Annotated in this window: 12 protein-coding genes; 6 read left to right on the top strand and 6 right to left on the bottom strand. The window is 35.7% G+C overall.

Annotated elements, in window-relative coordinates; genetic code table 11:
• Positions 1-81: 81 nt before the first annotated feature.
• The 3 genes from QNH20_RS05590 (at position 82) to QNH20_RS05580 (ending at position 2,045) form a co-directional block, all read left to right on the top strand.
• Positions 82-339, top strand: a complete 258-nt coding sequence (locus QNH20_RS05590) for a YqxI family protein (protein WP_283921922.1) — start codon at positions 82-84, stop codon at positions 337-339.
• A 549-nt stretch (positions 340-888) separates the two neighbouring features.
• Positions 889-1,212 (top strand): hypothetical protein, encoded by a 324-nt coding sequence (locus tag QNH20_RS05585; RefSeq protein WP_283921921.1) that lies wholly within the window; start codon positions 889-891, stop codon positions 1,210-1,212.
• Between the two features lie 287 nt (positions 1,213-1,499).
• Positions 1,500-2,045 (top strand): class I SAM-dependent methyltransferase, encoded by a 546-nt coding sequence (locus QNH20_RS05580; RefSeq protein WP_283921920.1) that lies wholly within the window; start codon positions 1,500-1,502, stop codon positions 2,043-2,045.
• A 180-nt stretch (positions 2,046-2,225) separates the two neighbouring features.
• Here QNH20_RS05580 and QNH20_RS05575 read toward each other — a convergent pair whose 3' ends face one another.
• A complete protein-coding gene (locus QNH20_RS05575) occupies positions 2,226-4,982 on the bottom strand; it encodes a GTPase domain-containing protein (protein WP_283921919.1) in 2,757 nt (918 codons plus the stop codon).
• 499 nt (positions 4,983-5,481) lie between these two features.
• On the opposite strand from QNH20_RS05575, the gene QNH20_RS05570 reads away from it, so the two are divergent.
• The gene (locus QNH20_RS05570; RefSeq protein ID WP_283921918.1) at positions 5,482-5,991 is read left to right on the top strand and encodes a hypothetical protein; all 510 of its coding nucleotides are present in this window, start codon (positions 5,482-5,484) and stop codon (positions 5,989-5,991) included.
• A gap of 14 nt (positions 5,992-6,005) precedes the next feature.
• A complete protein-coding gene (locus QNH20_RS05565; protein WP_283921917.1) occupies positions 6,006-6,266 on the top strand; it encodes a zinc ribbon domain-containing protein in 261 nt (86 codons plus the stop codon).
• Between the two features lie 159 nt (positions 6,267-6,425).
• Here the strand turns inward: QNH20_RS05565 and QNH20_RS05560 are convergent, their stop codons facing one another.
• A complete protein-coding gene (locus QNH20_RS05560) occupies positions 6,426-7,073 on the bottom strand; it encodes a hypothetical protein (protein ID WP_283921916.1) in 648 nt (215 codons plus the stop codon).
• A 163-nt stretch (positions 7,074-7,236) separates the two neighbouring features.
• Between QNH20_RS05560 and QNH20_RS05555 the strand changes: the two genes are divergently transcribed.
• Positions 7,237-9,288, top strand: coding sequence for an ATP-binding protein (locus tag QNH20_RS05555; RefSeq protein WP_283921915.1), 2,052 nt, complete (start codon positions 7,237-7,239; stop codon positions 9,286-9,288).
• A 65-nt stretch (positions 9,289-9,353) separates the two neighbouring features.
• Here QNH20_RS05555 and QNH20_RS05550 read toward each other — a convergent pair whose 3' ends face one another.
• The 4 genes from QNH20_RS05550 to QNH20_RS05535 form a co-directional block, all read right to left on the bottom strand.
• Positions 9,354-10,001 carry a DUF3267 domain-containing protein gene (locus QNH20_RS05550; RefSeq protein ID WP_283921914.1) on the bottom strand — a complete coding sequence of 216 codons (648 nt, stop codon included), beginning with the start codon at positions 9,999-10,001 and terminating at the stop codon, positions 9,354-9,356.
• 128 nt (positions 10,002-10,129) lie between these two features.
• Positions 10,130-10,852 carry an amino acid ABC transporter ATP-binding protein gene (locus QNH20_RS05545; RefSeq protein ID WP_283921913.1) on the bottom strand — a complete coding sequence of 241 codons (723 nt, stop codon included), beginning with the start codon at positions 10,850-10,852 and terminating at the stop codon, positions 10,130-10,132.
• The gene (locus QNH20_RS05540) at positions 10,849-11,505 is read right to left on the bottom strand and encodes an amino acid ABC transporter permease (protein ID WP_283921912.1); all 657 of its coding nucleotides are present in this window, start codon (positions 11,503-11,505) and stop codon (positions 10,849-10,851) included. The genes QNH20_RS05545 and QNH20_RS05540 overlap by 4 nt, the downstream gene beginning before the upstream one ends.
• 106 nt (positions 11,506-11,611) lie before the next feature.
• Entirely contained in the window at positions 11,612-12,409 is a 798-nt protein-coding gene (locus QNH20_RS05535; protein ID WP_283921911.1) for a basic amino acid ABC transporter substrate-binding protein, read from the bottom strand.
• Between the last annotated feature and the right edge of the window lie 228 nt (positions 12,410-12,637).

The following is a 12,637-nucleotide window of genomic DNA, read 5'->3' as shown; positions in this document are numbered from 1 at the left end:
GCATATAATGATGTTAATAGTTATATATACGTTGATATCGAAGAGGCAAAATTACTTATTGCTGACGGTCAAGAGGTTAGATTGGAATGGGTCTTAAAAGTTGGATTTAGAGCAATAATTGTAGCTTTTAGATATGGTGGATGGCTAGTAAGTCACATTGTAAGGCCTTTTAGTGCTTCCAAAGCCACATTAATAAGGTCAAAATCTAAAAGTATTGCAACTAGCTTAGAAGCAGTTAAAACTTATTCACAAAGCGCTATATATGTTCAACTTAGAAAAGTTTTACCTGATGTTATAGCACAAGATTTGCCTAGAATAATAGTAAACTTAATCATATAAGTTTGTTTAAAAGAACCCACGAAGGGGAGGAATTATAGTTGTTTTTTAAATCCAAAAAAGCTCAAAACATATTTATAACATTGATTATTATCTGTTTAACAATTCTTCTCTTCTTTGGAAAAGTGTTCTTAACTGTTTTCATTTTGAGGATGTTATTCCCTGAATCTATTAGAATCGAGTCAAATATGTCACTGTCAATTTATAGTTTACTTATTTTATTCTTTTTTATAATAATAATTATTATTGGCTTTATTCTGGAGCTAATTTTAGTGACTTTTACCAAGAAAGTGAAAGATAAATGGTTTTTGGGTGAAATAATCACAATATCATTGTTCGCTTTTTATCTATTTATTATAGAAAATATTGTTAACGGCATAGAAACCTCTCTAATAGGAAAAGGGTATATTGGAACTTCATTAATATTAATATTTATGGGGATATCAATGTTACAAAAAAAACTTAATTTCTGACTTATCTCCAATAGTAAAGCCTATTTTTTAAGTGTCTTTTTTTGAGAAAATAGGCTATTAAGAGCTTGCTACAAATTATATGGAGGATGATTTTTCCAGATGGAATATCGAAAAACAGAATGAAGATCTTCTGAATCATAACACAGTAGTCATCAAGGGTACATTAAGCAAATATGCAAAAATTAAACATGAATCCAACAGCTTTCGTTTTTTGATAGATAAGGATACTGGAATTCTAATTAAGTACGAGACCTACAACGAAACGGGTAATGTTGTAAATTACCTCCATCCAATTGAATTAATTATTATCGGACCTATAAACACAAAGAACTTGTCACCTAATTTGATTGGATTATCTGATTTTAGTGGAAAGCCAATAATCTATTTAACTGTCAGAATTTAAGCATATGAAGTATTATAAGATCGCAATTTTGATTTTTTATAAGGAGACCTTTAGATGAATGTTTAAATGGTGAAGTAAACAATTCGTTACTTTCATTCATAGTCTTAAAATCGATGAAAAGCTGATAGTAGAATGGTAAGCGAATGCAGAAAAAAACGAATTGAAATGGCAATAGCCGTCAAATAACGAGGAGATTTATATAAAATAAAATGCTCGATAGTGCTTTCAATCAATTGGAGGAGCATTCATGCTAAATAAACAAGGCTTTAATTTATTGGCAGATGGTTATGACAAAACAGTACAAATTATTCTTAAGTACTATATTTAATGTAGTCATGCAAAAAAAACATTCAAGAGTATTAGATATAGGATTTGGAACAGGCATATTAACATCTAAACTATATGAAAATGGTCATCACATAGATGGTTTAGACTTTTCTCCAAGTATGATTTCCATAGCACATGCTAAAATGCCAATGGCAAATTTAATAGAGTGGGATATCTCAGAAGGATTACCCGATATTATTAAAGAAAACAAATACGACTCTATCATTAGTACGTATGAATTACATCATTTAACTGATGAAGAGAAACTATTACTTATAAAGAATTTATTATCCTTACTTTCTGAGAATGGAAAAATACTAATAGGTGATATTTCTTTTCAAACACACGAGCAAATGGAAACTTGCAGAAGCAATAGTATTAATTATTGGGATGCAGAAGAATTTTATTTTTTTTATGAAGAGATTAATTCACACTTACAAAATTATTGTAAGTGTGAATTTCATCCAATATCTCACTGCGGTGGTGTATTTATTATTTCAAGGTAAATCAAAATTAAACTCCCTTTTATTAGCACTGTTCATTTTTTAGCACAGTGCTAATAATATTTTTAAGGAAGCAACCTACTCATATACTTAAAAGAAATCATCCATGCAGTTATATTATCTTAATGGACATCCATAGCACATGCTCTTTCAATGATTAAACTCATTTACATTTTCCCTTAATTAGTAGATAGTTTGCATTCCCTTTCCGGCCACTGTCATCCATTCGAATTGACGCAGTCTTACTTCAAACAGTGTCAATGGATCACGGAAAATTTCAGGGTTGGTATTCATTTTATTAAGCATTTCTTGGTTTGTTTGTATTCCTGATCGAGCTTCTTCAGCAGAACGGTTTAACGTAGTTAATGGACTCTTGAAAAACAAGGTGATATCCCGCTCCAGTGATTTTTCAAACAGCTCAAACGGTTGGAAAAATTGCTTACAGACTGTTGAAGTCGCCTCGGAATAATCTTCATTCTCCACAAAGGCTTTGTATTTATTAAAAAGTAATGCCTTGTTTTGCGATAGCGCTCCAAATAGTTTCCCAGCGCTTTTCAACAAAAATTGTGATGGTGTACGACGAAGCAGAATATTGACGTTTTCAAGCTGAAAGCGGCTTGTCATCCGGTCGGTATCCCGTCGCCAATCATCAAGCACCTTAAAATCACATTCGAGCTTGATGCGCTCTTCCCCATACATTTGATTAAAGCCTTCACCCATCTCATTCAAAAATTCTTGGCTTTGCTGGAATTCCCCTTTACAATATTCAATCCAATCCTGCAGTGAGCGGTAAAATTTCGGCATGACCGTTTGTTCCAAGTAATCTTGAATTCTTCGATTCATCTCATCATTAAGCTCTAAATGAATCTTACTGAAATTGCTGTCTTCCTTAATCAAGGATGAACACTCCTTAAGCATTTTCGGAATGCTTTCTGTAATATCCTCTTTAATAGTTTCCTTAATAGCACCATAGGATTTCGTGATGGTATTGGTTTTTTGTACTTCCGTATCCTTCAGTTGGTTTACCGCTCCATTTAATTTCATTAACATTTCTTCATTCCAGCGCACCGATTCAATCAACTGATTTTCAACATCAATTCGTTTTTGCAGCAAGCTGGCAATCGTGGTACGGATAAAGTAAAGCAGTTTCGCCAGACGCTTATCCTCTATATTTCTCGTATTCTTAATGGAATGAATAAACGCTGTTAATTCCTTCTGCTGCTGGCCGTTATCGTATTGCGAAGAAAAAGCAAACACTCTTGCATCAGGCAAACATGAATGAATCAATGACCTCGTTTCATCAAAAATACGAAGAGCTTCCTGCTCACCGACAATCGTATCCATCTTACTCAACAGAAAATGAACAGGAATATCTGGTCCTAACTCCTGAATTTGCGATAAAGCTGCCTGTTCCTTTTCAGTAAACGGCGTATTAGCATCAAGGACAAATAGAACAGAATCAGCAACATGCAGGTTTTTCAGCACTTCATAGCGATCATAATGCTGGGCACCCTTTAAACCTGGGTTATCGATGAAAGCAACTTTATTTTCCTGTAAAAATACATTCGGCAGCTTGAACTCAATCATTGATTCTAGTGCATTGCGGCGGCGATCCATTCGTTCTTGAAAATCAGAAAAATCAGGTAAGCTAATAATCTCTCTATCATTTATTTCAGTGACTTCACAATCCTCAGCATGTGTAAACTTCACCACTGACGAGGTCGGGCTATCCTGTAAATCTTCTCCTAAAATAGTATTCACAAAAGTTGATTTTCCCGTTCCGCTTAACCCGGTAATAAAAATATGTTGTGTATCAAAATCAACTAATTGGTCCACAAGCCATTTGATTCGATAATTCTCCCCCATATCATGTGCCTGTGCCCAATTCATGATGGAATCAAAAAGTGTAAGGCACTCGTCAAGTTCATTCATATCTGTTTCTGTCATGCTAATCAGTTTTTCCGCATCACTGACGATCGATAAACTAATACTTGCAGGAAATAGCTCATTCCATGAGAGAACAGCAGCTGATGATAAAACTACATTTGCTTGATTCGCCAACCGGAGCCAATTTGTTAACAAGTCGGGAATAAAATCCTGAAGCACTTTAATGAAGTATTTTCCTTCAATTAAACCAAAATACGTTTCCTTATGAAGCCTTGAAAGCTCCGTCCAGTTTTCGTCTTGATTGATATCAAGGTTTAATAAAAGATGGTTGATTTCACTTAACCATGCAAAATAAGATTCTTCGTTCCTGTAGCTATCCCACAGTGATGAAACCAGCTGTTCAAATTTATCTTTATCCAGACCAAACAGAAGGATTAAGGCCTGGGAAAAATAACTCGGTGCATGACTTTTCGTAACACCGTTTTTAATATAAGTGTTTAGAATGTCAAACCATTCCAGCGAATCTGTACGCTTTGCTTCGGTTACTGCCAGTTCAATGGCATTATCCCAATCTTGCTGTTCTTCAAAAAAGGTACGGGCAATTTCAGTGACATTCGGATAATCAGGGTTAGTGACGATTGTCTTTTTTATCGTCGAAACGGCTGCATCTACCTTCCCGCGCTCAATGTACAGCGAAAATAACTGTAACGCCACCTCCGCATTTAATGTGGAATTATCAGTTTTAATCGCCGTATAAATATCCTCAGCCGTTGATAGCATCCCAAGCTCGTAGTAGGCATCTGCAGTATTTTTCTTTGCCCATGCCTCGAGTTCATCTACGATGTTTTCCCATTTAAAAATGGCGGTTTCATAATCTTTATGATGAAAATATACTTCCCCCTGCGCAAAGCGAATAGACGATAAATCAGGTACATCCTGCTTTGCCTCTTCCTGAAACACCTCACCAAGAACGCGAATCGGATGCATATTTTCATGCTCATTTATGTACATTTTATAGTACGTCTTTTGTTTTAATTGCTTCTCTAACGTCATTGTCTTTCCCTCCAATTGCAAACACTCTATGTCATTCATATGGAAAAGAGTCATAATTATTCCATATATATTCGACGAATATACGGACTATAAGTCTCAATTATATCGATTCTAACAAAGCTTTTTTTTAAAATGATGTCAATTGTGTTTCAATTTAAAGACAAACTATATGAGGACAAGGTTTCGTTAGTAGAATTAGCGGTTGGGAACTTTTTCAAAGGATAAATACTTTGATCCCGCCAAATATTTGAGTTCATTTTCCGCGAAAGTGTACTTCCTTCTCTTTAGGCTGCTTATGTCTTTCGAGAAATCATGCAATTCTCCCTCTGTGTAATTTAATTTTTCCAATACCTTGCCAAAACGGCTTTATTGATTTCAGAATAGTCAATAAACAAAGTATAACACGGTTCATTTCCGTTAAAAATAGATTTGATCATTCTTCTATTTTTCCCTATCCGCACTGTATAATGAAACCAAACCATTAAGGAGATTATTGACTTTGGAAAAAGAACAAGCTATATACTTAGCAAATCATATTGAAAAGTCAAAACCTGTATCTTATGAAATTAGGAAACTAGAAACAGTTAGCGGCACCTTACCGAAGTTTCATCAATGGACGAACCGCAAGAAAACGTTAGCCGCTTATGAAGTCACTCGACCGGAAAGTGACACTTGCTATTACTTTTTATTTATTGATTGGCACCGTAATGACATTTATTATTTAGTTATTTATGCACATGATAAGTCGACAACTTGCGCGGAGATCCGGCAAATTCATATGCTTGAAGATGGACCGCATCTTGTCTGGACATACAAACCATTTAAACGTGATGGGAAAAACGATCAAAGGAAGGCATACTTTAAGCAAATGTTTGGATCGACTACGGTTCAAATTAAACTGCCTTCTTCACCACTTGAGGTAGACGATTTTTTCCGACAATTGTTTAAGCTGTGTCAAAATCGGATAAAAGCGGACAAAATTGTGGATACATTTAATTTTGAAAATTGATAGGAGTGTAAAAAATGGCAATCTATAAAAACTGTCAAAGCTGTGGTATGCCTTTAGCAAAAGATGAACTTGGCGGGGGGACAGAAAAGGACGGGACAAAAAGCACGATGTATTGCAGCCACTGCTATATGAATGGAGAATTCACTCTGCCAAATATTACAGTGGAGGAAATGAAAGAACGAGTAAAGCAAAAGGTTGTTGAATTTGGAATGCCGAAGTTTATCGCCGGCTTGTTTACAAGAAATATTCCTAAGCTGGAAAGATGGAAAAGATGACAAAAATGTCGTCTTTTTTCTTTTTCAAAAATGCAGTCAAAAACGACCAGATTGAAAAACAAGCGTTAGGAATAGCGGACGCTTGTCTAGGAATAATCAAGCAATTTCCTAATCATATCTAAAAAACGGGAGAGTTTCTCCCGTTTTTCTTCATCCCAATTATTGGTTAATGTTAATTGTATCAAATTGTACAATTCCTGTCTCACTATGCCCGTGGATAGATAACACTCCATTGTTTTCAACTACCACATATGGACAGCAATCGTAGATTACCAATCCTCTTAATGTTCCTTTCACACGATACGATTCATGGAATCCTTCGCTCAGGTCATCATAGTTATTGGCTGTCATGACTGACACTTCATTTCCATCTTGGACTGCATAATGATGGGCTGTCTTGCTGACAATCTTTCCTTTTGCTTCATAAAAAATGCGGCCCGAGTCATAAGCAGTAGTCCGATTATCCTCGTACGTACCGTCATTAAATTTCCACCATAAATCGCTGAAGACCTTTAATTCTTTAGCGCCAGGTGTCTCCACCACGATTAGAGGCGCTTCTATAGGACTTCCTTTAAAGATAACAAATAAATCCTTTAATTTTCCAAGCTGAGCTGGACCTTTTGTTTCATAAAGCTGGCCGCCAGGTGCGGAAACGTATACTCTTTCGCCTTTTTGCAGGGCGGTATAGCCATTCTGTGTCTGAGTTTGGATTCCATTTTGCTGCTGTGATGCACTTGCTGTTGTAGGAATTGCTAACATCGCTGTTAAAGTAAGGCCAGATAAAATTTTTAATGTTTTATTTTTCATTTTGTCAATCTCCTCTTATAATGTTATTAAGAACATTTTGTTCCACAAAGGGAATTATAAAAAGAAATGACTTTCACCTTCAATGTCAACTTACTCTCATACTTTCATCTTCATCGTGTTAAACTTTTTATCCAATTTATTCAGAAATGGAGGTGCCGCATCGATGCAAATAAGCAATCTTCTTTCTAATATGGAAAACCGATGGTTTGTTGGTCGAGAAAAGGAATTAAACGCTATTGCTGAGGTAAGTATAACAGACCCTTCCTGGCGTCTCCTACACCTTTATGGACCCACTGGCATCGGAAAAACCACCTTACTTAAAAGGTTTCAAACCATACAATCAGATTCAACTATTATCTTTTTGAGTGGGCTCGAAGGATATGACACGAAGGAAAAATTCCTAGCAGATCTTTTTGAGGAAGTCCAAAAGTTAAAACCAGATGCGGCTATCAACTTTTCACTTAACGAACAATACCTAGCTAACAAGCTAAATGAACTAGCCAAGGAAGCAGAAAAAATCGTTTTACTTCTTGACTCATTTGAACTTTGGAGTCCTATTCATAAATGGTTTAGAGAAAAATGGATTCCCCTATTGTCCATACAAATTAGAATCGTAACTTCTTCTAGATTCCAACTGCCAGCAGACTGGCTCCGTACACCCGGCTGGTTTGGCTTAATAAAGACAATTGAAATTGGTAGCTTAAAAAAACAGACAGTTCAGCAATACCTTGATTTAAGAGGAATTCATGATAACGACTCTCGTTATTATATTGAATACTATTCTAAGGGGGTACCGTTAGCACTTCGCATTATTTGTGATATTGTTGAACTGAATGGTGGTACATTTAGAGAGGAAAACGAGGATTTTCGCCACTTTCTCTATTCCCTAAGCCAACAGCTATTATCTGCCTCAAACGAAATCATTAATCATCAAGAAATATTAACAATTGCATCGTTATTTTGGTGGTTTGATTATGATTTGTTAAATAGTGTATGTGATGAATCTATTACAACATCGCAATTCCACCAATTTTGCCAGCTTCCATATATTGAACTAAGTGAAAATGACTGCTGGCGAGTTAATGACGCCATTCGGCAATGGCTGAATACAGACCTATCTGTAAGAAATCCAGAGAAATACGAATTCCTTTTAAAAAAGGCAACGCTTGCCCTTACAAAAAAATTAGAAACCATGCCCGCAGAACGTAAACTTCCCTATGTTTTTAATACTCTGCATGTAAACCAAAATGGATATATTAAAAGGTTCGGATTCGGTGCAAGCAATCGTCAATTTACTCCATGTCCAATCAATGAATCGGAGATTCCTATTCTAATGGATATGTTTCGAAACTTTGTAGTCTCACTAAAACCATTTTTACCTGATAAATGGCACCAGGATAAGTATTTCCATGAGGTTTGGACATCAGCACCTTATTCATTTATCGGATTCCGATTTGAGGAAAGACTAGTTGGATTTTTAACATTTGTCCCACTGAATAAAGATACACGTAAATTGTTTCTTAAAAACCCCGTTTATCAGGAATATATTAGGAAATCAAAACACCAAGAAAAGGAATATTTAATCTGGGTAATTTCATCCGATCCACAATATGATCCAGATGTAACAGCTTTTATTTTGCGCTACATATTTTCCAATTTGGCGGAAGATACATTAATTAATGTTGTTTCTCCCTTCCCAGACCTTTCCAATATTTTTAAATCTCTAGGATTCAAAACGATTGATTGGTATCAAAAGAAATACACTAATGAAACCCCTATGACATTTCTACAGTTAGATCTTAGGAACAGGGATCTTTCGATGGCTATTACTCAATCACTTAAAGCACCTAAACAAATTCAAATTAACGGGATCATTGAAATGACAGCTCTTTTGAAAAAATTCTTTGTTACTTTTCATAAATCTGAATCAGAAGAAATCATTCAAGCTGTCTTTTCTTCCTTCCCTTACTTAACCAATGAAACTGACAGTGGAGGTTTTCGAAAATACCTTATTAAGGTTATAGAACGAATGGACCAAGGTTCAGAGGAAGAGCAATTGTACGCCACTATTATTAAATTGGCCTATATTAAAAAAACAGCTAATCATGAACTGATCGCTGACAGATTGAATTTGTCGTTAAGCACCTATTATCGGTATTTAAAAAGAAGTATCGAAAAGGTGGCATATCTTTTATTAGAAAACCAGCACGATTAATTTTCAAACAAAAACTAGGAATATTAAAGGGAGGCTTTTTTTAAGGCCCCCCTTTAAACATTTATTTATGATTCTAGCTTCCAATAGGTACTTGTTCCGTTACTTTTTATTACTGCCTTTTTCGGAACTTGAAATAATACCAAGAAAAGGCCAAGTATATCAAGGGAAGCACCAAGTGAATTAATTAAGATAAAAAAAAGCATTTTACCTGTTAATACTCCTAAGATACATAGAATAAGAGGAAACAAAATAGAAAGAATAAGAAAAGGCGCCACCGATATAAGGATAAACCTTGCTTTCGTTAATGTTTGTTCTGTATGAACAAACGCCCCCAAAAAAGTTATCCCAATAATGATATCCTTTGACTTCAAAAAGTTAGGAATAAAGATCAAATGAAAAAATTCATGAACGATTAACACTAACAACAACACAATAATTAAACTTAAATCAATTGTTATGCTGATTGAATCTCCAGTGAAAAAAGTAAATTGCTTTATCGAAAAAGTGGAAAAGAAATAAATAATTCCGATTGAGAGCAAGGCATTGATAACCATAAAAGGCATGGAAAGTAACATAGCGTTTGTCAGGCTTTTCGGCTCTTTTAGCGGCATCCAGCCATCATTCATTAATACGGTATGTGTTTGTTCATTAAATTTTGGTATTTTATTGCTAAATTTAATAAAATCACCCCCTATCCAAATATGGTAAATCAACCCATATATCATAACAAAAACAGGAGGCTGATGTCAGCCCCCCTTAAAATAAGATTAAACTTTACAGGATAAACTCGCTATTTTTTACTTTGCCTTCACTTAGGACATTTTTTTCCGAGTCATTTTATTTATAGCACCTTACTTAAAAACGCTTTCGTTCGTTCTTCTTTTGGATGATCAAACAACTCACTTGGGACGTTTTCTTCGACAATTAAGCCGCCATCCATAAAAATAACCCGGTCGCCTACTTCTTTAGCAAAGCCCATTTCGTGTGTCACCACTACCATTGTCATTCCCTCTTTTGCAAGCTGTTTCATTACCTCTAAAACCTCTCCGACCATTTCCGGGTCAAGAGCGGAGGTCGGTTCATCAAACAGCATAATTTTCGGTTCCATAGCTAAGGCTCTTGCAATGGCTACACGTTGCTTTTGTCCGCCAGATAATGAATCAGGATAGGCTTCAGCTTTGTCAGCCAACCCTACCTTTTTTAAAAGTTCCAACCCTTTTGCCCTCGCTTTTTCTTCTGGTACATTCCTTACCTTCATCGGGGCAAGCATAATATTTTCGATGACCTTTTTATGTGGAAAAAGATTAAACTGCTGGAATACCATTCCCACTTCAGTTCGGATTTTATTAATATCCGTTTTTTTGTCAGTAATATCGATCCCTTCAATTAGGACATGACCGCCAGTAATTGTTTCGAGCATATTGATACAGCGGAGGAATGTCGATTTTCCGGAGCCGGAAGGGCCAATCACGACAACGACTTCTTGCGGATCAACTGTTACATTGATATCCTTTAGAACCTCATTGTTTCCAAACGACTTTTTTAAACTTTTCACCTCAATCATTCTGTTGCTAACCTCCTTTCAATACGGTTTAATAGGAAGTTTAAGGAAAGGGTTAATACTAGATAAATAACAGCAGCTGTCAGATATGGCTCCCATGGGCGCATATATTGACCTTGCATTGCACGTCCCCAATACATCAGCTCAGGAGCAGCAATTAACGCAGCAAGTGAAGAATCTTTAATTAAAACAATAAACTCATTGCCAAGCGGTGGAATCATTCTTTTAATCGCTTGTGGCAAAATAACAAATCTCATAGCTTGTCCATGTGTCATGCCGAGTGAACGCGCTGCCTCCATCTGTCCTTTATCAATTGATTGGATCCCGGCACGGAATATTTCTGCCACATAGGCTGCCGAGTTTAAGGATAGGGCCAAAATTGCTGCCACGATCGCATTCGTCGTGCCTAAAAAAACCGGTACGACAGCGAAATGAATCAATAAGATTTGCACCATTAACGGAGTGCCGCGGAAACAGTTTATGTACCAGTTAAAAGGAAGTGCCCACAGCTTTTTTCTCATCATTTTTCCTAAACCTATAAATAAACCAAGTACGGAACCGAATACAATACCTGCAACCGAAAGGCCGATGGTTACCAACGTTCCCTTTAGAAATAAAGGAGCGTATTCCCAAATAAGATCCCACCTAAAATCCATGATCGATCCCTCTCCTAATAGTTGGATTTTATTATGTAATGAAGTAAAAAAATCTAATCAAAAATTGCGTAACTGATGTTGAAAACTAGTTACGCAATTTTACTCCCTATTGCTGGTCTTTTAATACTTTTATATCAGGCTTCGTATTAAACCATTTCTCATAAAGCTTTTCGTAGGTTCCATTGTCTAACACTTTGTTCACAGCCTTGTCAAGATCTGCTTTTAGTTTGCTTCCTTTCGGTAACAAAAGACCATAGAATTCTTTTTCAAACGCTCCATCGTCTTCGATGAATTCAAAATTATCCTTTGGATTATTTTTTACATAGGTTTCAACCACTGTGTTATCCGCAACAACGGCATCCACGCCGCCTTTTTTCAACTCAAGAATTGCTAGATTGTTATTTTCAAACTTTTTTAGTTTTTCATTGTTTTTACCAAACAGTTTTTCCACAATGGTTTGGCCGGTCGTTCCATTTTGTACAGCAATCCTTTTACCCTCTAAATCTTTGGCACTCTTAATCGAGCTGCCTTTTGGTACTAGAATTTCATTTTTAGATAAGAAGTAAGGGACGGTAAAGTCATAAGATTCTAATCGTTCAGGAGTGATAGTAATCGAAGAAACGGCTAAATCGGCTGTCTTTTTTTCAATCTCAACAAAGATAGGATCCCAGCCTACATGCTCCACCTTCACGCCGTATCCTGCTTCCTTAATGACTGCCTTAACGAAATCAATATCAAACCCAACAACTTCGCCTTTATCCTGGTACTCAAATGGTGCGTAAGCAGCATCGGTAACAACTCTTAAAGTCTTCTTTTCTCCTCCCGTTTTAGTAGTTCCACAGGCTGATAGAAGTAAGAGAAATGCTACCATTAATACTGTTGATACTAATTTTAATTTCTTCATCTTTGGCCTCCTATAATTTATAATAAAAAATAATTTATTTAAAAATTGATAATTTTTAGAATACAATTGATTATAACCTCTTTTTTTTTATTATTCAAACATTTATTTTCTTACTATATTAATACGTTAATTGATTGAAGTAGAAATAGTATCTTAAAATTAATTATTTTTACATCATACGTCGGTCCTGTCCTTAATATTCAGACTTTTTACATATCTACCATTTTT

The sequence above is a fragment of the Neobacillus sp. WH10 genome, from assembly GCF_030123405.1.
Taxonomy (GTDB): Bacteria; Bacillota; Bacilli; order Bacillales; family Cytobacillaceae; genus Neobacillus.
This window is presented reverse-complemented; position numbering and strand designations above follow the sequence as displayed.

Excerpts from the sequence above, each read along its gene's own strand:
- QNH20_RS05565 (WP_283921917.1), top strand. The coding sequence starts at position 6,006 with ATGGCAATCTATAAAAACTGTCAAAGCTGTGGTATGCCTTTAGCAAAA.
- QNH20_RS05555 (WP_283921915.1), top strand. The coding sequence starts at position 7,237 with ATGCAAATAAGCAATCTTCTTTCTAATATGGAAAACCGATGGTTTGTT.
- QNH20_RS05545 (WP_283921913.1), bottom strand. The coding sequence starts at position 10,852 with ATGATTGAGGTGAAAAGTTTAAAAAAGTCGTTTGGAAACAATGAGGTT.
- QNH20_RS05560 (WP_283921916.1), bottom strand. The coding sequence starts at position 7,073 with ATGAAAAATAAAACATTAAAAATTTTATCTGGCCTTACTTTAACAGCG.
- QNH20_RS05580 (WP_283921920.1), top strand. The coding sequence starts at position 1,500 with ATGACAAAACAGTACAAATTATTCTTAAGTACTATATTTAATGTAGTC.
- QNH20_RS05585 (WP_283921921.1), top strand. The coding sequence starts at position 889 with ATGGAGGATGATTTTTCCAGATGGAATATCGAAAAACAGAATGAAGAT.
- QNH20_RS05575 (WP_283921919.1), bottom strand. The coding sequence starts at position 4,982 with ATGACGTTAGAGAAGCAATTAAAACAAAAGACGTACTATAAAATGTAC.
- QNH20_RS05540 (WP_283921912.1), bottom strand. The coding sequence starts at position 11,505 with ATGGATTTTAGGTGGGATCTTATTTGGGAATACGCTCCTTTATTTCTA.
- QNH20_RS05535 (WP_283921911.1), bottom strand. The coding sequence starts at position 12,409 with ATGAAGAAATTAAAATTAGTATCAACAGTATTAATGGTAGCATTTCTC.